The sequence below is a fragment of the Pseudomonas grimontii genome, from assembly GCF_007858185.1.
Classification (GTDB): domain Bacteria; phylum Pseudomonadota; class Gammaproteobacteria; order Pseudomonadales; family Pseudomonadaceae; genus Aquipseudomonas; species Aquipseudomonas grimontii.
In genome coordinates this window covers 244,774-267,607 of sequence record NZ_VFES01000002.1, presented here as the reverse complement: position 1 = coordinate 267,607, position 22,834 = coordinate 244,774, and the positions used below count along the sequence as shown (strand labels likewise).

24 protein-coding genes are annotated in these 22,834 nt (G+C 62.1%); 9 read left to right on the top strand and 15 right to left on the bottom strand.

From position 1 onward, the window contains the following. Positions 1–10: 10 nt before the first annotated feature. Genes FIV39_RS05460 through FIV39_RS05425 form a run of 8 tightly spaced genes read left to right on the top strand, consistent with a single transcriptional unit; the run spans position 11 to position 6,513 of the window. Positions 11–1,258 (top strand): NAD(P)/FAD-dependent oxidoreductase, encoded by a 1,248-nt coding sequence (locus tag FIV39_RS05460; RefSeq protein ID WP_090400948.1) that lies wholly within the window; start codon positions 11–13, stop codon positions 1,256–1,258. After that, the gene (locus FIV39_RS05455; protein ID WP_090400949.1) at positions 1,255–1,989 is read left to right on the top strand and encodes a class I SAM-dependent methyltransferase; all 735 of its coding nucleotides are present in this window, start codon (positions 1,255–1,257) and stop codon (positions 1,987–1,989) included. The genes FIV39_RS05460 and FIV39_RS05455 overlap by 4 nt, the downstream gene beginning before the upstream one ends. Continuing rightward, positions 1,986–2,468, top strand: coding sequence for a hypothetical protein (locus tag FIV39_RS05450; RefSeq protein WP_090400950.1), 483 nt, complete (start codon positions 1,986–1,988; stop codon positions 2,466–2,468). The genes FIV39_RS05455 and FIV39_RS05450 overlap by 4 nt, the downstream gene beginning before the upstream one ends. Continuing rightward, positions 2,465–3,631, top strand: a complete 1,167-nt coding sequence (locus tag FIV39_RS05445; RefSeq protein WP_090400951.1) for a beta-ketoacyl-[acyl-carrier-protein] synthase family protein — start codon at positions 2,465–2,467, stop codon at positions 3,629–3,631. The genes FIV39_RS05450 and FIV39_RS05445 overlap by 4 nt, the downstream gene beginning before the upstream one ends. Continuing rightward, entirely contained in the window at positions 3,628–4,089 is a 462-nt protein-coding gene (locus FIV39_RS05440; RefSeq protein ID WP_090400952.1) for an ApeP family dehydratase, read from the top strand. Before FIV39_RS05445 ends, FIV39_RS05440 begins: the two co-directional genes overlap by 4 nt. Further along, entirely contained in the window at positions 4,086–4,814 is a 729-nt protein-coding gene (gene fabG / locus FIV39_RS05435) for a 3-oxoacyl-ACP reductase FabG (RefSeq protein WP_090400953.1), read from the top strand. Before FIV39_RS05440 ends, fabG begins: the two co-directional genes overlap by 4 nt. Further along, on the top strand, positions 4,814–6,040 hold the full coding sequence (locus FIV39_RS05430) for a beta-ketoacyl-ACP synthase (RefSeq protein WP_090400954.1): 1,227 nt from the start codon (positions 4,814–4,816) through the stop codon (positions 6,038–6,040). The genes fabG and FIV39_RS05430 overlap by 1 nt, the downstream gene beginning before the upstream one ends. A 26-nt stretch (positions 6,041–6,066) precedes the next feature. Next, positions 6,067–6,513: a hypothetical protein gene (locus FIV39_RS05425; protein WP_090400955.1), complete on the top strand. Its 447-nt coding sequence runs from the start codon at positions 6,067–6,069 to the stop codon at positions 6,511–6,513. Here the strand turns inward: FIV39_RS05425 and FIV39_RS05420 are convergent. Continuing rightward, on the bottom strand, positions 6,506–7,453 hold the full coding sequence (locus tag FIV39_RS05420) for a LysR family transcriptional regulator (protein ID WP_090400956.1): 948 nt from the start codon (positions 7,451–7,453) through the stop codon (positions 6,506–6,508). The two genes, FIV39_RS05425 and FIV39_RS05420, sit on opposite strands and share 8 nt — an antisense overlap. A 172-nt stretch (positions 7,454–7,625) precedes the next feature. On the opposite strand from FIV39_RS05420, the gene FIV39_RS05415 reads away from it, so the two are divergent. Further along, positions 7,626–8,846, top strand: a complete 1,221-nt coding sequence (locus tag FIV39_RS05415; protein WP_276544436.1) for an MFS transporter — start codon at positions 7,626–7,628, stop codon at positions 8,844–8,846. Positions 8,847–8,912: 66 nt separating this feature from the next. Here the strand turns inward: FIV39_RS05415 and gspM are convergent, their stop codons facing one another. From gspM to FIV39_RS05345, 14 genes are all read right to left on the bottom strand, one after another. Then, entirely contained in the window at positions 8,913–9,344 is a 432-nt protein-coding gene (gene gspM, locus FIV39_RS05410) for a type II secretion system protein GspM (RefSeq protein WP_244176231.1), read from the bottom strand. Further along, entirely contained in the window at positions 9,341–10,444 is a 1,104-nt protein-coding gene (gspL, locus tag FIV39_RS05405; RefSeq protein ID WP_090400958.1) for a type II secretion system protein GspL, read from the bottom strand. Before gspL ends, gspM begins: the two co-directional genes overlap by 4 nt. Further along, positions 10,441–11,301: a type II secretion system protein GspK gene (locus FIV39_RS05400; protein ID WP_090400959.1), complete on the bottom strand. Its 861-nt coding sequence runs from the start codon at positions 11,299–11,301 to the stop codon at positions 10,441–10,443. The genes gspL and FIV39_RS05400 overlap by 4 nt, the downstream gene beginning before the upstream one ends. Further along, positions 11,298–11,846: a type II secretion system protein GspJ gene (locus FIV39_RS05395; RefSeq protein ID WP_090400960.1), complete on the bottom strand. Its 549-nt coding sequence runs from the start codon at positions 11,844–11,846 to the stop codon at positions 11,298–11,300. Before FIV39_RS05395 ends, FIV39_RS05400 begins: the two co-directional genes overlap by 4 nt. Then, on the bottom strand, positions 11,839–12,234 hold the full coding sequence (gspI, locus tag FIV39_RS05390; protein WP_259193414.1) for a type II secretion system minor pseudopilin GspI: 396 nt from the start codon (positions 12,232–12,234) through the stop codon (positions 11,839–11,841). The genes FIV39_RS05395 and gspI overlap by 8 nt, the downstream gene beginning before the upstream one ends. Beyond that, positions 12,224–12,685 carry a type II secretion system minor pseudopilin GspH gene (gene gspH / locus FIV39_RS05385; protein ID WP_159440114.1) on the bottom strand — a complete coding sequence of 154 codons (462 nt, stop codon included), beginning with the start codon at positions 12,683–12,685 and terminating at the stop codon, positions 12,224–12,226. Before gspH ends, gspI begins: the two co-directional genes overlap by 11 nt. 4 nt (positions 12,686–12,689) lie before the next feature. Further along, positions 12,690–13,133: a type II secretion system major pseudopilin GspG gene (gene gspG / locus FIV39_RS05380; RefSeq protein ID WP_090400963.1), complete on the bottom strand. Its 444-nt coding sequence runs from the start codon at positions 13,131–13,133 to the stop codon at positions 12,690–12,692. After that, positions 13,134–14,339: a type II secretion system inner membrane protein GspF gene (gspF, locus tag FIV39_RS05375; RefSeq protein WP_090400964.1), complete on the bottom strand. Its 1,206-nt coding sequence runs from the start codon at positions 14,337–14,339 to the stop codon at positions 13,134–13,136. It abuts the gene before it with no gap. Between the two features lie 2 nt (positions 14,340–14,341). Further along, a complete protein-coding gene (gspE, locus tag FIV39_RS05370) occupies positions 14,342–15,790 on the bottom strand; it encodes a type II secretion system ATPase GspE (protein ID WP_090400965.1) in 1,449 nt (482 codons plus the stop codon). Next, complete coding sequence (gene gspD, locus FIV39_RS05365; protein WP_090400966.1) at positions 15,787–17,688, bottom strand: type II secretion system secretin GspD; 1,902 nt, start codon at positions 17,686–17,688, stop codon at positions 15,787–15,789. Before gspD ends, gspE begins: the two co-directional genes overlap by 4 nt. A 19-nt stretch (positions 17,689–17,707) precedes the next feature. Further along, positions 17,708–18,199, bottom strand: coding sequence for a type II secretion system protein N (locus FIV39_RS05360; RefSeq protein WP_244176232.1), 492 nt, complete (start codon positions 18,197–18,199; stop codon positions 17,708–17,710). 187 nt (positions 18,200–18,386) lie between these two features. Beyond that, a complete protein-coding gene (gene gbpA, locus FIV39_RS05355; protein WP_090400967.1) occupies positions 18,387–19,847 on the bottom strand; it encodes an N-acetylglucosamine-binding protein GbpA in 1,461 nt (486 codons plus the stop codon). Positions 19,848–20,173: 326 nt separating this feature from the next. Further along, on the bottom strand, positions 20,174–21,241 hold the full coding sequence (gene hemE, locus FIV39_RS05350) for a uroporphyrinogen decarboxylase (RefSeq protein WP_090400968.1): 1,068 nt from the start codon (positions 21,239–21,241) through the stop codon (positions 20,174–20,176). Between the two features lie 143 nt (positions 21,242–21,384). Further along, on the bottom strand, positions 21,385–22,803 hold the full coding sequence (locus tag FIV39_RS05345) for an FAD-dependent oxidoreductase (protein ID WP_090400969.1): 1,419 nt from the start codon (positions 22,801–22,803) through the stop codon (positions 21,385–21,387). Between the last annotated feature and the right edge of the window lie 31 nt (positions 22,804–22,834).

Here is a 22,834-nt window from a genome sequence, read left to right as displayed (position 1 = left end):
AGGAGCCCTCGTGCCCATAGTTGAAATGGAACGTCGCCAGGTCGTGGTGATTGGTGCCGGGCCCTCCGGCGCGATTGCCGCCGCACTGCTCAAACGCAAAGGGCATGATGTATTGATCATCGAGCGCCAGCATTTTCCGCGCTTTTCGATCGGTGAAAGCCTGCTGTCGCACTGCATCGATTTCATCGAAGAAACCGGCATGCTCGACGCCGTGCAGGCCGCGGGTTTCCAGGTAAAAACCGGTGCCGCGTTTGCCTGGGGCGAGCGTTACAGCGCATTTGATTTCGGTGACACCTTCAGCAACGGCAAGCCGACCACCTTCCAGGTGCAGCGCGGCGAGTTCGACAAGTTGCTGGCCGATCAGGCCGCACAGCAAGGCGTTGACATCCGCTACGGCGAAACCATCGTCGGCGTGGATTTCTCCGGTGAGTGCCGCTACCTGCATGTGCGCCGCGAGAACGGCAGCGAGTACCACATCAAGGCCAAGTTCGTGCTCGATGCCAGCGGCTACGGCCGCGTACTGCCGCGCCTGCTCGACCTGGAGGCGCCGTCGAATTTCCCGCTGCGCCAGGCAGTGTTCACCCACGTTGAAGACCGCATCGAACACCCAGGCTTCGACCGCACCAAGATTCTGATAACCACTCACCCTACCAAGCGCGATATCTGGTTCTGGACCATCCCGTTCAGCAACGGTCGCTGCTCGGTGGGCGTGGTCGCGGCCAAGGAGCATTTCGACGGTCGCGACGCTGACCTCGACGCCTGCCTGCGCGGCTTTATCGACGAAACCCCGAGCTTGTCCGGCGTGCTGCATAACACCGTATGGGACACGCCAGCGCGCACCATCGGCGGCTACTCGGCCAACGTCAAAACCCTGCACGGCCCAGGCTTTGCGCTGCTGGGCAATGCGGCGGAATTCCTCGACCCGGTGTTCTCCTCCGGCGTGACCATCGCCATGCGCTCGGCGAGCATGGCCGCTGGCGTGCTGCATCGTCAGCTCAAAGGCGAGACCGTGGATTGGCAAACCGAGTTTGCCGAGCCGCTCAAGCGCGGTGTCGACACCTTCCGCTGCTACGTCGAAGGCTGGTATGCGGGGACGTTCCAGGATGTGATTTTCCACCCCGACAGTTCGCCGGAGATTCGCCGGATGATCAGTTCAATCCTCGCGGGTTACGCGTGGGACGAACGCAACCCGTTTGTCAGCGAGCCCAAGCGGCGGTTGCGGATGTTGTCGGAAATTTGTGCGAGTGAACCGGTATGACGTCTCAATACCTGAGTAAAAACTACGTCGAAGAAACCAAGTTCGGCTTCTGGTTCCTGCGCAGCCACACCTGGCAGCACCATGTATTGCGTGTGGCAATCAACGACCTGCGCAGCCTGTTCACCGATCCCCTGCCCGAGGCGCCGGTGCTGCTGGACGCTGGTTGCGGCCAGGGCAAGTCGTTCCAATACCTGCAGCAGGTGTTTACCCCTGAACGCCTGATCGGCCTGGATGCCGACCCCCACAGCCTGGAACTGAGCAAGGCCGAAGCCGCGCGCCAGGGCCTGGCCGTCGAATTGATCGGCAGCGACTGCGCCACCCTCGATGTGCCGGACGCCAGCGTCGACATCCTGTTCTGCCACCAGACCTTCCATCACCTGGTTGAACAGCATCGCGCACTCAAGGAGTTTTACCGGGTGCTCAAGCCCGGCGGTTACTTGCTGTTTGCCGAATCCACCGAAGCCTATATCGACACCTGGGTCATTCGCTGGCTGTTCCGCCACCCCATGCATGTGCAGAAAAGCGCCGAAGAGTACCTGGAGATGCTCCGCGAGCAGGGCTTTGAGTTCGGCCCGCAGAACGTTTCGTACCCGTACCTGTGGTGGAGCCGTTCCAGCGACTTCGGTCTGCTGGAGCGCTGGGGCCTGCGTACTCCGCCGCCGGTGGGTCAGCGTGAAGAAACCCTGGTCAACTGCGTAGCACGCAAACCCCTGGCGAGCGCCGCACCATGATGCGCGCCCTGTTGATCGGTTGCCTGTTGCTGCTGAGCGCCTGCGCCAGCCAGCCGCCGCTGCCTGAAAAAACCCCGGCCCTGGCCTTGCCGATACAACTGCACGTGCAGCGCCTGGCAGACGGCCAGAGCCAGGACTGGCTGCTGGTGATCCAACGCGAAGGTGGCGCAATCCGTTGGTCGATGATGGACCCGCTGGGCATTCCCCAGGCCCGGCAAAAACTGATCGATGGCCAATGGCAGGCCGACGGTCTGCTGCCGCCCAATCCCCAGGCGCGCGAGCTGTTTGCCGCACTGTTGTTTGCCTTGACCTCGGCGGATGACGTGCGTGCGCTCTATCCCGGCGCCCAGGCGATGGACCTTACGCGTACCCTTCCGGGCCATTGGCAGATCGTGTATCAGTCCTCCGAAGTGTTCAGCGTGAACATGGCCGGTCAGCCGTTGAGCTACCGCATCACACCACTGGGTACCGCGCGATGACCGCCTACCTCAACGCCCTGGGCGTAATCTGCGCCCTCGGCCGGGGCCAGGCCGAGGTGAGCCGCAGCCTGTTTGCCGGCGACTGCTCGGGGATGCGCGCCGAAAGCGGCTGGGTGCCGGAGCGCACGCTGCCGGTAGGCAGTGTGCACGGCGAGCTGGCGACCATCCCGACGGAACTCGGCCAGCAAAGCAGCCGCAATAACCAACTGCTGCTGGAAGCGGCGTTGCAGATCGAGGGCGAGATTCGCCAGGCGATCCACCGTTATGGCGCCTCGCGGGTCGGGATTGTGCTCGGCACCAGCACCTCGGGCATCGACGAAGCCAGCCGCGGTATAGCCCAATACCTGCGCGACAGGCACTTCCCCAGCGACTACGACTACCAGCAACAGGAACTCAGCGCCCCGGCGAACTTCCTCGCCGACTGGCTGCAACTGAGCGGCCCGGCCTATGTGATTTCCACCGCCTGCACCTCCAGCGCCCGGGCCTTGATGAGCGCACAACGCCTGCTCGACCTGGGGGTGTGCGACGCGGTGCTCTGCGGCGGCGTCGACAGCCTGTGCAAGCTGACCCTCAACGGGTTCGGCGCGTTGGAAGCGGTGTCCAACGCGCGCTGCAATCCGTTCTCGGTGAACCGCAACGGCATCAATATCGGCGAAGCGGCGGTGCTGTTCCTGATGACTAAAACGCCGGCGGCGATCGCCCTGCTGGGCAGCGGTGCGAGTTGCGATGCGCACCATATTTCCGCGCCGGAACCCACCGGCAAAGGCGCGTTGCAGGCGATGCGCAAGGCACTGGCCAGCGCGAAAGTGCAGCCCGGGCAGATCGGCTACCTGAACCTGCACGGCACCGCCACCCAACACAACGACGCCATGGAAAGCCTCGCCGTCGCCAGCCTGTTCCCCGAAGGCGTGGCCTGCTCGTCGACCAAACCCATGAGCGGCCACACCCTGGGCGCGGCCGGTGCGCTGGAAGCCGCGTTCTGCTGGCTGAGCCTGGCCCACGGCCGGGTGCCGCCGCATGTGTGGGACGGCCAGGCCGACCCCACGCTGCCCGCCTTGCGATGGGCACTCAGCGGCGAAACCCTGGAAAAACCCTGCCTGATGAGCAACTCGTTTGCCTTCGGTGGCAACAACGTCAGCCTGATAATTGCAGAGGCCCCATGACCGATTGGCCACTCGCCGAACTGCTGCCCCACGCGGGCGACATGATCCTGATCGACCAGGTGCTGTCGTTCGATGAAGAGCAGATTCGCACCCGCCTCACCGTCAAGCCCGACGGCCTGTTCAACCGCCCTGACGGCAGCCTGCCGGCCTGGGTCGGCATCGAGTTGATGGCGCAGAGCGTCGCCGCCTACGCCGGCTGCCGCGCCCGTCAAAAGGGTGAAGCGGTGGAACTGGGCTTCCTGCTCGGTACACGTAAGTTCGAGTGCAACGTGGAACACTTCCCGGCCGGCACCGAGCTGAGCATCCACGGCCTGCGTTCCCTGGAAGACGACAACGGCATGGGTGTGTTCGAATGCCACCTTACCGGTAGCGGTATCCAGGCCAGCGCGCGCCTGAATGTATTTAGACCGCCCCAGGCGGCCAACTATTTAGATGAATCGAAGGACGAAACGCCATGACTGAACCCGTACTGGTCACCGGCTCCAGCCGTGGTATCGGCCGCGCCATTGCCCTGCGCCTGGCCCAGGCCGGGCATGACATCGTGCTGCATTGCCGCAGTGGCCGGGCCGAAGCCGACGCGGTGCAGCTCGAGATCGAGTCCCTGGGCCGCCAGGCGCGGGTGCTGCAATTCGACGTGGCGGACCGCGCCGCGTGCAAGGAAATCCTTGAAGCCGACGTGGAGCAACACGGTGCTTATTACGGCGTGGTGCTCAACGCCGGCCTGACCCGCGACGGCGCCTTCCCGGCCTTGTCGGAAGACGATTGGGACGTGGTGCTGCGCACCAACCTCGATGGCTTCTACAACGTGCTGCACCCGGTGATGATGCCGATGATTCGTCGGCGCGCCGCCGGGCGCATTGTGTGCATCACCTCGGTCTCCGGGCTGATCGGCAACCGTGGCCAGGTCAACTACAGCGCCTCCAAGGCCGGCCTGATCGGTGCGGCCAAGGCCTTGGCCATCGAGTTGGGCAAGCGCAAGATCACCGTCAACTGCGTTGCGCCCGGCTTGATCGATACCGCCATGCTGGATGAGAACGTACCGGTGGAAGAACTGATGAAGATGATCCCGGCGCAACGCATGGGCACCCCGGAAGAAGTCGCCGGCGCGGTGAATTTCCTGATGTCGGCCGAAGCCGGCTATATCACGCGCCAGGTCCTGGCCGTGAATGGAGGCCTGTGCTGATGAAACGTGTAGTCGTCACCGGCATGGCCGGCATAACCTCCCTGGGCGGCGATTGGGAGACGATCTCGGCCAACTTCCGCGCCAACCGCAGCGGCATCCGGCGCATGGATGAGTGGGAACGCTTTACCGAATTGAACACGCGCCTGGCCGGGCCGGTCGATGATTTCGTCGTGCCCGCCCACTGGACGCGCAAGCAGCTGCGCAGCATGGGCCGCGTCTCGCGCCTGGCGGTGTGGGCGGCAGAGCAGGCGCTGAAGGACGCTGGTTTGCTCGGTGACGAGTCGATCAAGGACGGGCGCATGGGTGTGGCCTGTGGCTCGTCCACCGGCAGTACCGATGAGATCAAGGCCTTCGGCAATATGCTGCTGAACTCGGTGGCCGAGGGGCTGAATGCCAACTCCTACGTGCGCATGATGCCCCACACCACGGCGGCGAATATCAGCATCTTCTTTGGCCTCACCGGGCGGCTGATCCCCACGTCCAGCGCGTGCACCAGCGGCAGCCAGGGCATCGGCTATGCCTATGAAGCGATCAAGTTCGGCCGCCTGCCGTTGATGCTCGCCGGCGGCGCTGAGGAGCTGTGCCCCACCGAGGCCATGGTGTTTGACGCACTGTATGCCACCAGCCTGAAGAACGATGCGCCACAGACCAGCCCACGCCCCTACGACAGCGGCCGCGATGGTTTGGTGATCGGCGAAGGCGCCGGCATGCTGGTGCTCGAAGAGCTGGAACACGCACTGGCGCGGGGTGCGCATATCCATGCCGAGATCGTCGGTTTCGGCAGCAATGCCGATGGCCAGCACACCACTCGCCCGGAACAGAAAACCATGCGCCGCGCCATGGAGCTGGCCCTGGAAGACGCCGGGCTCACCCCGGACGCCATCGGCTACGTCAACGGCCATGGCACCGCCACCGACCAGGGTGACATCGCCGAAACCCAGGCCACCAGCAGCCTGTTCGGCAGCCACATGCCCATCAGTTCGCAGAAAAGTTTCCTCGGTCACACCTTGGGCGCCTGCGGTGCGCTGGAGTCATGGTTCAGCATCGAGATGATGAACCGCGACCAGTACGTGCACACCTTCAACCTGGACTCAGTCGACCCGCAATGCGGCGAGCTGGATTACCTGCAGGGTGAATTTCGCGAGATGCACCACGACTACGTGATGAACAACAACTTTGCCTTTGGCGGCGTCAACACGTCGCTGATCTTCCGCCGCTGGTCCTGACTTTTTAATCGATTGGAGAATACGGAATGTCTTCCTTGCTACGCGCTACGCTGATCACCCTGGCCCTGCTGACCACCGCCGGTTGCACCAGCAAACCGATCCTCAACACCCAGCACGACCTGCCGGCCAACGCCCAGGTCAGCGAAGAGAAAATGAAAACGGTGATCGTCAACGCCCTGCAAAAACGCGAATGGAACGTGCAGCGCCTGAGCCCGCAACTGGTACAGGCCGAGATCACCGTGCGTAACCAGTATTACGCGGCCATCGACATCCGCTACACGCGCAACAGCTACGCCATCACCTACCGCGACAGCCGCGAGCTGGGCTACAAGGACGGCAAGATCCATCGCAACTACAACCGTTGGGTAAACAACCTGGACAACGACATCATGGCGGGATTGCGCAACAATGGCGTGAGTGGTGAGGCAGGGTCGGCGGCGCAGTTGTTTGAGCAGACGGGAACATCTAAGTAAAACCAAAGCCAGGCACATCCTCTGTGGCGAGCGGGCTTGTCGAATCGTCGCACCGCCCGCTCGCCACCAACAACTCCACAAACGCCTTCGCCATCGGCGTTTGTGCGCCTTTGCGTTGCACCAGCCATACCGCCGTCACCGCCTCCTGATCCAGCAACGTGCGATAGACCACGCCATCGATCCGTATCCGTTGGTATGACGCCGGCAACACCGACACGCCCAAGCCCGCCGCCACCAAACCGATAATGGTCATCGCCTCCCCCGCTTCCTGGGCGAAGTGCGGGCTGAAGCCGGCATCGCGGGCCAGGTTGAGCAGTTGGGCATACAGGCCGCTGCCGTAGGTGCGCGGGAAAAACACAAACGGCTCCTGCGCCAGTTGCGCCAGATAGAGGCCGCGCTCGCTGCCCTCCACCAACGGATGACCGGCGTTCAATACGGCCACCAGCGGTTCACGCATCAGCTCGATCACACTCAACGAGTCCGGCAGCGGCAATGGGCGCATCAGCCCAACCTGAATCGACTCATCCACCAACGATTCGGCCACTTCGGTGCTGCTCATTTCCTGCAGGTTCAGGTGCACGGCCGGGAAGGCCTGGCGAAACGCAAAGATCGCCTGCGGGATGCTGGAGTTGAACGGTGCCGAAGAGGTGAAGCCGATCTTCAGCTCGCCCAGCTGCCCCAACTGTGCACGGCGGGCCACATCCGCCGCCTTGTCGACCTGGGCCAGAACCAGCCGCGCCTCGTGCAGGAACAAACGCCCGGCCTCGCTCAGTTCAACCCGACGATTGGTACGCTCGAATAACCGCGCGCCCACCTCCTGCTCGAGCGCCTGGATCTGCTGGCTCAGCGGCGGTTGCGAGATGCCCAGCACCTGCGCAGCGCGGCCAAAGTGCAGCTCTTCGGCGACGGCAATGAAGTACCGCAGGTGACGTAATTCCATGCAAACCTCATTAGGTCGTAAAAGCTATCAAACAGGTCGAACAATATATTGGAAAGAATCATTAGCCAGCTATATTCTTTTTTGCATTGCCAGTCCTGGCAGGCTTTTCCTCCCCGAGGTCTCCGTGAAATCTGCTGTCGCTCCATTCGCTCAAGAAGTCCCACCTACCGCCCTGGATGAGGTGGTGGCGCAGCTCAATGACGCGTACATCGAAAAAGGCACGCCGATGTTCATGCGCACGGTGCTCGCGCTGTTCTCCGGCGGCTTCGCCACGTTCGCCTTGTTGTATTGCGTGCAGCCGATGATGCCGGCGCTGTCCCACGAGTTCTCGATCAATGCGGCGCAGAGCAGCCTGATCCTGTCAGTGGCCACGGCGATGCTGGCGCTGGGCTTGCTGATTACCGGGCCGATTTCCGACACCTTGGGGCGCAAGCCGGTGATGGTCGCCGCGTTGTTTTGCGCAGCGCTGGCGACCATCGCCAGCGGCCTGATGCCGTCCTGGGAAGGGATTTTGTTGATGCGCGCGCTGGTGGGCCTGTCCTTGAGCGGCCTGGCCGCCGTGGCGATGACGTACCTGAGCGAAGAGATCCACCCCCAGCACATCGGCCTGGCGATGGGCCTGTACATTGGCGGCAACGCCATCGGGGGCATGAGCGGGCGCCTGATCATCGGCGTGCTGATCGACTTCGTCAGCTGGCACACCGCAATGCTGATCATCGGCGCCCTGGCGCTGATCGCCGCCACGGTGTTCTGGAAGATCCTCCCCGAATCGCGCAACTTCCGCGCCAGCAGCCTCAAGCCGCGCAGCCTGGTGGACGGCTTTGTCATGCACTTCAAGGACGCCGGCCTGCCGTGGCTGTTCCTCGAAGCCTTCCTGCTGATGGGCGCGTTCGTGACGATGTTCAACTACATCGGCTACCGCCTGCTGGCCGCCCCGTATGACCTGAGCCAGGCCGTGGTGGGCCTGCTGTCGCTGGTGTACCTCTCGGGCATCTACAGCTCGGCAAAGATCGGCTCCCTGGCCGACCGCCTTGGCCGCCGTCGCGTGTTGTGGGCCACCATCGTGCTGATGCTTGGCGGTATGGCCCTGACCCTGTTCACCCCGCTATGGCTGGTGGTGCCGGGCATGTTGATCTTCACCTTCGGCTTCTTCGGTGCCCACTCGGTAGCGAGCAGCTGGATCGGCCGCCGCGCGGTCAAGGCCAAGGGGCAGGCGTCATCGCTGTACCTGTTCTGCTATTACGTAGGCTCAAGCATCGCCGGGACAGCGGGCGGATTCTTCTGGCACTTTGCTGGGTGGAACGGCATTGGCGCCTTCATCGTGGCGCTGTTGGTCGGCGCGTTGCTGGTGGCGTTGAAGCTGGCGAAGTTGCCGCCGCTGGCCGCGGCTTGAAAAACCGGCGCCTTGAACGACTACAGCGCCGTAGCGACTGAAAAATAGCCAGAGCTGAGCGGCATTCTAAAGCTCAAGACGAGCTTCCAGACGGTCATCGCGTTTCTCCAGCGTGAGCATGTGGAAGCCCCCCGTGTCCCGTTCCAGTGCCGCCAACCAGTTGAGCAACGCCACTGCCTCGCCGCTGAGGATCAAGCGCAGCCGCTCGCTTTGTACCTCGATCTGATTGACCTCGAGCCCCGCCGCTTCGGCGCTGTCGTGGATGGTTGACGCCGGGGGCAGGGTTGCCGCCTGCCGGGCTTGCAGTGGCTGGGCACGCTGCACTTGCTGCGCCAATACGTGTTGTTGCTGGTAATACCGTTCGGCACCGACCAGCCGCTGCCGGCCGGGTTGCCACACCCCCTGGAACAGCAGCACACCGAGCAAAAACGCCGCCAGTCCTTTGAGTAAAAAGCGATCACGAGGTGACAGCGCCTTCCAGGCTTGCAGAGCTTTCACGACGCGTCCTCCAACACCAACACGGCATGTACGCGATTGCCTTCCTTGCTGGCGTTTTCCACACGCACCGGCATGCCGCTCTGCCGCCCCTGCGCTTGCAATTGCTCCAGCGCACTGAAGCCGTGAGCCGCCAACTCAATTTTCCAGCCGTCGCCGCGTCGAAATTCCATGCGGCGTACCTCCACATCGGCCGCGCCGATTACCTGCTCAGTCAGGCCGACCAGGCGCGCCATCGCTGTCTCGGGCGAGCGCGCGCTTTGCCCGTGCTGCATCACCTTCAGTTGCGCAGCCAGGTCAACAATACGCGTCTGTTCCGGGTACAGCGCCTGGAAGCGCTCCACACTCTGCGCGTGGAGACTACGGGCGTGCCCTTCAAAATACTGAATACGCACCTGCATGAATCCCCAATCGATGACGAATACCAAGGCTGCTGCCAGTGCTGCGGCGGCCCAGGGCCAGGGTTGTCGGGCGCGGTCGAATTCACCCCCCAGCAAATTGATCGGCTGGCCCTGGCCGCCCCACAAGGCGCGCGCTATATACGCCCGGCTCTCGTCTTCGTCCAGCCACTGCAAGGGTTCATCCAGCAACGGTTCCAGCGCCTTGAGTGCCGGAGCAGACATCGCCAGCCGTACGGGCCCGCCCACGACCCGACGGCCATACCAGTCCACGGCGACAGCACAATCATCGGGGAGCAGATCGGCGTCGACATGCACACTGCGCACCTGGATACCAAGCGTCGCCAGCTCATGCAGCAGCGTCTTGAAACGCGCCTTGTGGGTCACCAGTACCGGAAAGCAACCGGCTGCGTCCCGCTGACCGACACTCACATGCACGGCCTCCAGTTCTTCACCCAACTGGTCCTCGATGGCAAAGGCAACAGCCTGGGGTTTGGGCCGACGCTGGGTGGGCCACACCCCGCTGCGCAAGACACTGCACATTTCCATAGGCAACAGCAGTTCAACCGCCTGTCCCTCCAGGTCGTGTGCGGCCTCAATCAGGCGCAGGGGCCGACGGTCATCCGCCGCCCGCCAGACACAACAGGGCCATTCGCTTATGGGGGCCGCCAGGCCTTCGGCACTTAAATGAAGCCAGGTTTTCATAATGCGTTCTCGCTCAGTGTCGGCGTAGGAAAGCGGCGCTGTACGACGCGCCAACGCCCGGTTTTGCGCTCACGCTCAACCTCGCTGGCCAGGCGCAAGCGGCTGGTGCCCAGGCGAACATCAACGTTGATACGGAACCATCGACTGCTGATGCCAAGTCCGTGGCCGGTCACACCCAACCCGGCGATCAAAGGGTCGTGGATGAATGCCTGGACACTTCCATAGCCGGTGGTTGGCCGTTGGTTGACCAAGGCTTCGGCCGTCGGCGGCGACATGCCTTCAAGGGTCGCCAACACCTGTGGCAGGGCGGTGTTGATGTTCAAGCTGGCGTCCTTGGGCAGCAGCGCTACCCAGGGCTCCAGTTGCCTCAAGGTCGCGCCGTCGATACCTGGCAGCAGCCGTAACTGGCTGAGTTCACGCTGCTCCGCCACCGGGCCTGCGGCTCGCAAGTCCAGTGGCGGCAGGCCCAGTGCCGCAAGCAGACGCAACCAGCGCTGCTCAATGAGCCGATCCACTTGCCCCTCGCCGAGCAGCGCGTTGACATTAAAGCGTGCGGACAGGTCTTCGATCTCAAGCGTGATGTGCGCGCCTTGCGTCTCAAAGGGCCAGGTCGCCCGTGCCCACGCCTGGCCCTGATGCACCCGTGAGTTCTCATCGTCAGCTGTCGCTTGCAGTATCTCCAGGGCCCATGCCTCTGCCGACAGCGCCCATTGGCGCAGCTGCACCTGATGGATCTGGCGCGCACTGCTCTGCACCATTAGCTGATGGCTGCGCAACATGCCCGCTGTCAGCAACAACGCCAGGCTCATCACCAGCAACACGCTGAGTAGCGCGACACCCCGCTGGCGGCGTCTCATGGCGGCCCCTGTGGCAGTGGCAGCACACGGCGCACCTGCTCAAAGCGCCCCACCGACAGCACCAGCTCCAGCGCTTGAGGGGGTGCCTGGGCAGCGCCCTTGCCCACCGGCCATTCACTGTGCCATCCGCTGTCGCGGTGAAATAGACGCCAGTTCAACACACGTACATCGTCGAGCAGTTTCTGGCGTTCGACTGTCGACGATTCCAAGCTTCGGCTTTCACGCCACAACACTTGATTGTCCAGGCGGTAGAGCACTTGCTGACGCTCGCTGCGCGGCAAATCCTGCGGGTTGCGCCAGTGACTACGCAGCAACCGCAGGGTCGTGGGGCTGAGGACCAGCACCGAGGAAGCCAACTGCAGCGCATCCCGTTCGATGACGCCAATGGCCCGTTGCAGGCGGCGCAACTCTTGTTCGTGATTGGCCGTGCCCTGTTGCGCGCGCACCACGGTGTCGAACAGGCGCCCACTGGCAAGCCCAAGCAAGGCGAAGATGGCCAGCGCAATCACACATTCGAGCAGCGTGAAGCCTGCCTGCTTATTCATTCCTGGCGGGTATCCAGCCCTGTGTGCGATAGACCGGCTGATCACTGCCCGCAGGGCTCACGCTGATGTCGACCTGAAGCAGGCGCGGATCAGTGGCCGGTACGATTGTCTGGTCGATCACCCAATCACGCCCATCAAAGCGTCGCAGCAGCTGCTGACGTCCGGGCGAACTCGGGTGCAAGCGCAGCTCGCTCAATTGGTTGTCCGCTACCCAGGCGCACTGTATCTGCGCTTGCAGTCGCGCACTCTGGCGCAATGAGTAGTGACTGGCAGTGATCACCGCGCCCGCGAGCGTGGCGAAAATCACCAACGCGATCATGACTTCCAATAAGGTAAAACCACGGGCGTTGGCCTGGCGCCTTTGGCGGCGCCGGTACTTAGCTTTCAATCGACAACTCTCCGACACCGTCACTGACAACGCGCGCCCATACCTGGTCCTCGGACGCAAAAGTCCAGACAAACGCGCTGACTTCATCGCTGCTGAGCATCAGTAATTGCGGCGCGATGCGTTCAAGGCTCACGCGTCGGCCTTCCTGTTCAAGGTGCAATTGCACACCCTCTGCCAAGCGCTGCTCCTCACCCATCGGCCGCCAACCCTGAGGGTCGAGGCGGTAGAGCTGGTACCCGTCACGCCGCACACGCACGCCGTATTCGCGCCCTTCGATCACCGCCTGCTCGCGCACGTGCTGAATCAGTTGCACCACCTCGCCAGCCGCCTGCCGCGCCTGACGGCCAGGGGTGTTGCCGGCCGTCAGACCAACCACGCTCAACACGATGCCGATCAGCGCAATCACCACCATCAATTCCAGCAAGGTAAAACCGCGGCTGTGCCTGGGCACTGACTCAATCTCCCCAGTTGCCGATATCAGCGGCATGGCCCTCGCCACCCACCACGCCATCGGCGCCGAAGGAATACAGGTCATAGCCACCGTTGGCGGAGCGCACACCCGGGTTCAAGTATTGATAGGGCGTCCCCCACGGGTCGACCGGCGTGCTTTTCAGGTAGCCCTGAGGGTTCCAGCTCCTCGGCGCCGGGGTGCCGGCCGGTCGTTTGTTCAAGGCTTCGAGGCCTTGCAAGGTCGACGGGTAGTGGCCGTTGTCGAGACGGTACATCTCCAGGCTGGTCGCGACCGCCTGGACATCGGTTTTGGCTGCTGTCACCTTGGCCTGGTCGGGTCGACCCATGAACTGCGGTACCACAATGGCCCCCAGCACGCCGATGATCACGACCACCACCATGATTTCGATCAGGGTAAAACCCCGTTGGCCCTTAGGCATGTTCACCATTCAATTCACCAGTTGGTTAAGGCTGAGGATCGGCAACAGAATGGCCATGACGATCAGCAGCACCACACCGCCCATCACCACCAGCATTGCCGGCTCAAACAAACTCACCACCAATGTGATGCGGGCAGTGAGGCTTTTTTCCTGCTGTTCGGCGGCGCGCGCCAACATCCCGTCGAGTTCACCAGCGCGTTCGCCGCTGGCGATCATGTGCAACATCAACGGCGGTATATCCCCGCTGGCTTCGAGGCCCCGGGTCAGCGTGCCGCCCTCTCGAACCGAGCGCGCGACATCGTTCATGCGTGCGCGGATGGTCACGTTACCGATCACCGCTGCGGCAATTTCCAGGGCGTCCACCAGGGGCACGGCACTTTTACCGAGGATCGCCAGGGTGCTGGCGAACCGCGCCGCCTCCATCTCACGAAACACACTGCCCAACAGCGGCAGGTGCAGCACCAGGCTGTGCCACTGCCAGCGCCCGCGCGGTTGATGCAAGCGCCAGCGCAACAGCACACCCATGCCCGTCACCAGTAGCGCCAGCACCAGGCCATACGCACGCAAGCCGTGGCTGACGGTGATCATGGCGTGGGTCAGCCAGGGCAATGGCTGGCCACTGTCGACGAAGATCTTCACCACATCCGGCACCACATAACCAAGCAGAAAACCGACGATGGCCATGCAGGCGAACATCAGCAGGGCCGGATACACCAATGCCAGCTGGATCTTTTGCCGGGACGCCTGGCGGGCTTCGGTATAGGTTGCCAACTGCTCAAGCACATGTCCCAAGTGCCCGGAACGCTCGCCTGCAGCGATAGTGGCGCGGAACACGTCGGGAAACGCCCGGGGATAGGCACCAAGGGCCGAGGCCAGGGATTGCCCTTCCATCACTCGCTCACGTACCTGTGAAAGCAGGCTGCTGACCCGCCGCTTCCGGCTTTGCTGAACCACCGCCTGCAGTGCCTGCTCCAGCGGCAACCCGGCCTGAACCAGGGTCGACAGCTGCAACGTCAGTAGCGCCAAGTCACCGGCACCCAGCCCAACCGCTCCCGACCAAGTCGGGCCAACTCGCTCGCGCGCCAGATGCATCTGGCTCGGCAGCAGCCCGCGCTCACGCAACAACTGCCGGGCATGGCGCGGGCTGTCGGCCTCTTGCCGGCCCTTGTACGGGCGACCGTGGCGATCCTGGGCCCGATAGTCATAGCTGGGCATGGCTAGTCCTCCTGGATAACCCGCAACAGTTCATCGACGCTGGTCACGCCTTCAAGCACCCGCCGGCGGCCGTCCTCGAACAAGCTGCACGTACCTCGACGCGCCTCAGCGAGCAACGCTTGTTCACTGGCACCCTGATGAATCTGCGCGGACAGCGCCGGCGTTACCACGACCAACTCGTAGAGGCCGATACGCCCGCAATAGCCTTGGCGGCACTGTTCGCAGCCAACGGACTTGAACACGCGAGGCGCCTTCGCGGGGTCCAGCCCCAGCCGGCGACAGACCTCGGCGTCCGCCACGACGGCGACCTTGCAGGCCGGGCAAAGCCTGCGTACCAAGCGCTGCGCCAGCACGCCCACCAGCGACGACGCCAGCAGATAGGCATCCACGCCCATGTCCACCAGCCGAGTGACGGCGCCGATGGCACTGTTGGTATGCAGCGTCGACAACACCAAATGCCCGGTGAGAGAGGCCTGGACCGCAATTTCGGCGGTCTCACTGTCACGAATCTCACCCACCATCACCACATCCGGGTCCTGGCGCAGGATCGCCCGCAGGCCTCGCGCAAACGTCATCTCGACCTTGGGGTTGACCGGTGTCTGGCCGATGCCCGGCAGGTGATATTCAATCGGGTCTTCGACCGTGAGGATGTTGCGCGTCTGGTCATTGAGATGGGCCAATGCAGCATACAGACTGGTGGTCTTGCCCGACCCGGTCGGGCCGGTCACCAGGAGGATCCCGTGGGGTTTACCCAACAGTTGCTGCAAGTGACCAAGCGTGGTCGGCGCCATGCCCAGGCGGGCCAACTGCAGGCGCCCGGCCTGTTTGTCGAGCAGGCGCAGCACCACACGTTCGCCATGCGCGGAAGGCAGCGTGGAGACGCGTACATCGACTTCGTGCCCTGCCAGGCGCAACGCGATACGACCGTCTTGGGGAATGCGTTTTTCGGCAATGTCCAGGCGCGCCATAACCTTGATTCGCGACACCAACAACGTTGCCAGCTCGCGCCGGGGTCGCAGCATTTCACGCAGTTGCCCATCGACGCGCATGCGCACCACCAGCGTGTGTTCAAAGGTTTCAAGGTGAATATCCGAGGCCTTTTCGCGCACCGCCTCACTGAGCAATGCGTTGATCAGCCGGATGATCGGCGCGTCACCTTGCTGCTCCAACAGATCGGCAGTCTGCGGCACCTGGTCCACCAGACTGAGCAGGTCCAGCTCCTCGTCCAACCCTTGGGCGACATGTTCGGCGGCCGTTTGCCCCTCGCTGTAAATCTTGGCCAATGCCAGGGCGAAGGCTTCATGGGTCAGCAGACGCAGCGGCAATTCGTCATCGCCCAGGCGACGAGCCTCGGCAATCGCGCTCAATGGCGTATCACTGCGCACGCTCAAATACCCATCGTCAATCAGCACGCCAAAACGCCGCGCAAACCCGAAGGGCAACGGCTTCATTGAGCGATCTCCGTCGGCCGGCGCAGGTCGAACAGTTGCGCCGCTTCATCGGGCAGTTGCAAGGCGGTATTGCGTTGCGGACCCGGCTGGTGCTCATCACGCAGGTCTTGATAGCGCGCCTGGCTGATCCCGGAAAGCTGCTGGCCACTGCGCACAATGGTCGGGCGCAGGAACACCATCAGGTTGCTCTTGACCTGGGTATCACGGCGCCAGCGAAACAATGCGCCCAGATACGGAATATCGCGCAACAGCGGCACGCCGCTGGCCTGTGTGCGCACGCTGTCTTTGATCAGGCCTCCGATCACAATGATCTCGCCATCATCCGCGAGGATCGTGCTTTTCAGCGCACGCTTGTTGGTGATCAGGTCAGAGGAGTCGACCCCGGCGACCGCAGGGGCGATATCGGAGACCTCTTGCGCCACTTCCAGGCGCAGGGTCGAGCCTTCGTTGATGTAGGGCTTGATCTTGAGGCTGATCCCGACGTCCTTGCGCTCCACCGTGGTGAAGGGGTTATCCGCACCGCTGCTGTTGGTGGCGTAGGAACCGGTCTTGAACGGCACGTTTTGGCCGACGATAATTTCAGCCTCCTGGTTGTCCAGGGTCAGCAGGCTCGGTGTCGATAACAGGTTACTGCGCGTGTTGCTGGCCAGGGCGGACACCAGCGCACCGAAACGATCGCCGCCCAGCTTGAGCAGGGTACCTTCCGGCAGCACGGTTTTATCATCGAAGTTGAGGGCGCCAAGGATCGGAATGCCGGTGCCGGGGAAGTTTAAAATCCCTTGCGCACTGCCGCGATTGAGCGCCCATTGCACACCGAGCGCCTCGCTGATGTCGCCACTGACTTCTACGATCGCGGCATGAATCAACACCTGGGCCCGAGGTTGGTCCAGCTCTCGCACGATGCCTTCAAGGGTTGTCAGTTGTGCCGCTTCAGCGACAACGACCAAGGCATTCTGGCTTTCGTCAGCCCTGACCATGAATGGCGCGGCGGTCGTTGCGTCTTTCAGGGCAACGGCCGCAGGCTGGGATTTCATCCCCTGGCCCATGGAGTCCAGCACCTCGGCCAATTGCTTGGCGTCGCTATAGCGCAAGCGGATGACCCGGGCATTGTCCAGGCGAGCGGGCGTGACCGTATCCAGGCTGCGTGCCAGTTGCACCAGACGTTGGCGCACAGCCGCCGTGCCCACGATCACCAACCGGTTGCTTCGCGGGTCGGCCAGGACCTGGATGGCATTGTCGACATTTTGCTTGCCGATAGACGCTTCCATCAGCCGCGCAATATCCGCCGCCACGCCATGGCGCAGCTCCACCAGCTCATGGGCATTTTTTGCCCCGGAATCCAGTTGCCTGACAACGTCGCCAATACGTCGCACGTTGCGTGCGGTATCTGTAATCACCAAGGCATTTGCTGAGACCGAGGGGCCGACGTAGCCATTGGCTGAAACCAGTGGCCGCACCAGCCCCGCCAGATCGGCTGCACTGCTGGCACCCAGGGCGATGACTTGCGTGACGAACTGCTGCTCAGCCGAGGTTCGCTCATCGGCATTGCCGGCCTGGGTCTTGGCCTGGGTCGCGGGGACAATCAGGAGCTGATCGCCCTGGTCGATAACACTGAAATCATGAGCGTCGAGCACGCTGTAAAACAGCCGTCGCACACCCTCGCGATCCAATGCTTGGCGCGAGACCACGGTAATGCGTCCCTGGATGTTCGGGGCGAGGATCACGGTCGTGTCGAGGATGGTCGACATTTCCTCCACCACATCGCGCAGTTCGGCGTTGTTCATCGCCAGCTGCCAATGCTGTTCTGCGCCCGATGATTGCCCGGTATACAGCAGCACACCCAACATGAGCGCCCCCAAAACGCCTTTGCGGGTACGCCGGCTGATGGAACTGTTCATGGACCTGATCACTCCTCGGTTATTCACCGGTAGGCCGTAAATGTACGGCGGCAGCCGCCTGGCTGTGCGCGCGGGCAAGCGGCAGGAAGCGGCCGCCTGCGGCATGCAGGCTCAACAGCTCCTCACGACCTTGGCGCCACAACAGCACCTGCGCGGTTTCGACTCGGCGCAGCAGACTACCTCCGGGCAAACGCTCCCCGGTGCGATAAAAACGTGCGCCATCGGCGCCCGCCAGTAAGGCCCGTGATTCGCTGTCGCTGGCGACCACAGTGGCCAGCAGCGTCAGCGGTTCGGCACTGTTCATGACGCCGCCTTGCGCGGTCATGCCAAACACCGTCGCCACTGCCCAGGTGTTGAGCGCTGCGCCTTGCGCTACAGCGACCACTGGAGCGGGCACCGCCTGCACAGCCTGGATCGGCACCTGGCGAAACTGCCACTCCTGCCACCCCAGCGTCAGTCCATAACCCAAGGGCAGCATCAGGAACAACACCTGCAATACCGCCGGCCTCATAACGCCCTCACTGGCAGCGCCTTAGTGGAAATAAGCTTCTGAAAATAAAGTGCACCACACGACATGGCAGCGGCCCTGGATTGGCCAGACGAATACCGCCCACCTGCAACTAAGTCGATACATTCAAATAAGAAAAAACACCCAGGCAAGTTTGAAAAAACTTGCCTGGGTTTATACCGCTACGAGGTCACAGTTGATCCCAGGCCGTTTGCCAGTGATGGCCTACACCCGGTTCGAAACCGTTAGCCGTTGGCAGGTATTGTTTGCAGTAACCCGATACAGGGAACGGTTTGCACTCGTAAACTTCACCGGTTTGCGTATGCAATACACGCGTGCCCGCTTCGTAACTTGCCAACCCCTCAGGAAACACGAAGTGATAGTCCTTCGCGCCACCTTCGCCAGTCAGGTTGACAGGCTGGGTGTCCTGGCGCGTTGTACGCCCATCCACCGTGGTACCGAGCAACGTCATGTGATGCGTGCCCGGCTCACTGCGCACATCCATTTCCAACCAGGTACTGTCGCCCTGCGCGAGCGTCTTGAGGGTACCGACTGGCTTGTTGCCGGCGTCGAACAGAGTGGCCTCGATATTCATGTCGCGGTTGGCGATCATGGCCAGACGCACTTTCGCCCGTCCCTTGTCCAGCACGTACTCAGGGGCAATTGCCGACAGCGCCATACGCACTTGCACATCTTCCTTGACGTCCAGCGTCAGCTCATAGCGAATCACACCACTGTCTTTCTGGGCGTAGAGGTTGTTCTTGCCTTTGACCGGCGCAATAGCGCCCTGCTCATCGCGAATACCTGCCTGAATCAGGCTCTGGGACTGGTTGATTTTTTCCGCCAGCTTGAACGCCCAGTTTTGCGGTTGCCCCTCATCGGCGCTGTCGATCATGACGTCAACAGAGTAAGCCGCACTTTCGCCGGCGGCGGTGAAGGCTCGGGCCTTGACCTTGTCACCCACCAGCAGGGTGGCGGAAGGCGTGATGCTGCCTACGGCACTCCAACCGCCCGGCAACTCGGGTTCGGCCAGGATGTTTACATCGACCACGTTGTAGAACGCCGCATCGGTATCACCGACCGTCCAGATACCCAGGATCACATGTGATCCGTTCTTGTCCTGGGGGATCACACAGGCATGCTTCTGACCACTGATCGGCAGCACGTTGCCGCCGTCCACGGTACAGAACGGCGTGCCCTCGAACGATGCGCGCTTGAGCGGCTCGTTAGGGTTCCAGCCATTACGGGTAATGAAGTACTCATGCTTGGTGGCCGGATGTGCCGCCGTATATGTCCAGTCGAAACTGATGTTTCTGTCCTTGATTTCGGTCTGGTGCCAACGGTTGGCGGACTGGGCGTCCATGGCCGAGAACAGGCCGATACCACCACTGGCGATCTTGCCGTCGACCGGCCCCTGCAACGGCGCACCGCCGACACCGGCGGGAAACCCCTTGAACGTTTCACCGACACTTTGCGGTTCGTATTGTGCACCGCCACACTCTTTGTTCAGGCCTTTCTGGCACAGAAAAGCGCGTGAAGGTGGATCATTCAAGTAACCATGAGCCTGCGCGCTCTGAGCAGGTATCAACAATGCACTTAGCAACGCCAGCGAGGAGACACCACCCCAACGTGACAGGTCTTTTTTAATCATTAAATTCAGGGCCTACTTAACCAGATGATAAAAACCCATATCATTTGAAAATATGGAAAACGTTTTCAAAGGTTTCTGTAATACAAGCAGGACTGAATTTTACGGCTCTAGAAATTATTTAATGTAGGAATAATTGAATATTCTCAATCGAACTTTCCAAAAAAATAAAAACTCTACCTATATGTAAGAAGACTCCTACATATCAAAGAGAACTAAATGATAGATGGCCAGGCGGCAAGAAGGATCCACCCAGCACTACATAACTGATTCAGGTTATTCATTCCGAGTCCCCCCTCTTAGTGAAAGAGGGGGGCTAAGGCAGGAAACTACACGTGATATTGCGCGGACAATTCATGCACCGCTTGCAGGAACGCGCCGGCATGGTCCGGGTTCACTTCCGGGGTAATGCCATGACCGAGGTTGAACACATGGCCGCTGCCTTTGCCGTAGCTGGCCAGGATGCGACCGACTTCGGCGCGGATCGCTTCCGGTTTGGCGTAAAGCACGGTCGGGTCCATGTTGCCTTGCAGGGCGACTTTGTCACCGACACGACGACGGGCATCGCCAATGTCGCAGGTCCAGTCCAGGCCCAATGCATCGGCACCCGCATCGGCGATGCTTTCCAGCCACAGGCCACCGCCCTTGGTGAACATGATGACCGGCACTTTACGGCCTTCGTGTTCACGGATCAGGCCGCTGACGATCTTGCGCATGTAGGCCAGGGAGAATTCCTGGTACGCCGCCGCGGACAGGTTGCCGCCCCAGGTATCGAAGATCTGTACCGCTTGCGCACCGGCCATGATCTGGCCGTTGAGGTAGGAGGTGACCGACTGGGCCAGCTTGTCCAGCAGCAGGTGCATGGCTTGCGGGTTGTCGTAGAGCATGGCCTTGGTCTTGCGGAAGTCTTTCGACGAGCCGCCTTCGACCATGTAGGTGGCCAGGGTCCATGGGCTGCCGGAGAAGCCGATCAGCGGCACGCGGCCGTTAAGCTCGCGGCGGATGGTGCTGACGGCGTCCATCACGTAGCCGAGGTCTTTTTGTGGGTCGGGGATCGGCAGGGCTTCGATATCGGCTAGGGTGCTGACGACTTTCTTGAAACGCGGGCCTTCGCCGGTCTCAAAATACAGGCCTTGGCCCATGGCGTCAGGGATGGTGAGGATGTCGGAGAAGAGGATGGCCGCGTCCAGTTGCGGGTAGCGGTCCAGCGGCTGCATCGTGACTTCGCAGGCGAACTCCGGGTTCATGCACAGGCTCATGAAGTCGCCGGCGTGGGCGCGGCTGGCGCGGTATTCCGGCAGGTAGCGACCGGCTTGACGCATCATCCACACAGGGGTGACGTCCACGGGTTGCTTGAGCAGGGCACGAAGGAAACGGTCGTTCTTGAGGGCAGTCATGTCGGCATCCGCAAAAAAAGTGCGGGCATTTTCTCAGAGCGAGACGGAGAAAGACAGTGACTAGCGACAAGCTACAAGCTGCAAGTGAAAAGCGCTGTTGCTTCAACTTGCCGCTTGCAGCTTATAGCTCGAAGCTGGCGTCGTCAGACGCCCAGGTAATCCAGGATGCCTTCGGCGGCATTGCGGCCTTCGAAGATCGCCGTCACCACCAGGTCGGACCCGCGCACCATGTCGCCACCGGCGAAGATTTTCGGGTTGCTGGTCTGGTGCTTGTACTGGCCTTGTTCCGGGGCCACGACACGGCCCTGGCTGTCGGTCTGGATCTCGAACTGCTCGAACCACGGCGCCGGGCTTGGACGGAAACCGAAGGCGATGACCACGGCGTCGGCCGGGATGATCTCTTCGGAGCCCGGGATCGGCTCGGGGCTGCGACGGCCACGGGCGTCCGGTTCGCCGAGACGGGTCTCGACCACCTTCACGCCTTCGACGCGGTCTTCACCGACAATGGCGATCGGCTGGCGGTTGTAGAGGAATTTCACGCCTTCTTCCTTGGCGTTCTTCACCTCTTTGCGCGAGCCGGGCATGTTGGCTTCGTCACGGCGATACGCACAGGTCACCGACTTGGCGCCCTGGCGGATCGAAGTACGGTTGCAGTCCATTGCGGTGTCGCCACCGCCCAGCACCACGACCTTCTTGCCTTTCATGTCGACGAAATCTTCCGGCGACTTTTCAAAGCCCAGGTTGCGGTTGACGTTGGCAATCAGGAAATCCAGCGCGTCATACACGCCCGGCAGGTCTTCACCGGCAAAGCCGCCCTTCATGTAGGTGTAGGTGCCCATGCCCATGAACACGGCATCGTATTCGGCGAGCAGTTGCTCCATGGTCACGTCTTTGCCAATCTCGGTGTTCAGGCGGAACTCGATGCCCATGCCGGTGAACACTTCGCGACGGTTGCTCAGTACGGTTTTTTCCAGCTTGAACTCGGGGATTCCGAAGGTCAGCAGGCCGCCGATTTCCGGGTTCTTGTCGAACACCACCGGGGTCACGCCGCCACGCACCAGCACGTCGGCACAGCCCAGGCCCGCCGGGCCCGCACCGATGATCGCCACGCGCTTGCCGGTCGGCTTGACCTTGGACATGTCCGGACGCCAGCCCATGGCGAACGCGGTGTCGGTGATGTACTTCTCCACCGAACCGATGGTCACCGCGCCGAAGCCGTCGTTAAGGGTGCAGGCACCCTCGCACAGACGGTCCTGCGGGCACACCCGGCCGCAGACTTCCGGCAGGGTGTTGGTCTGGTGCGACAGCTCGGCGGCGGCGAGGATGTTGCCCTCGGCCACCAGCTTGAGCCAGTTGGGAATGAAGTTGTGCACCGGGCACTTCCATTCGCAATACGGGTTACCGCAACCCAGGCAGCGGTGGGCCTGGTCGGCCGAGTGCTGGGGTTTGAAGGGTTCGTAGATTTCCACGAACTCTTTCTTGCGTTGACGCAACAGTTTCTTCTTCGGATCTTTGCGCCCGACATCGATGAACTGGAAGTCGTTATTCAGACGTTCAGCCATGTTAAAACCTCATCAAACTCTTCAGGCGCAT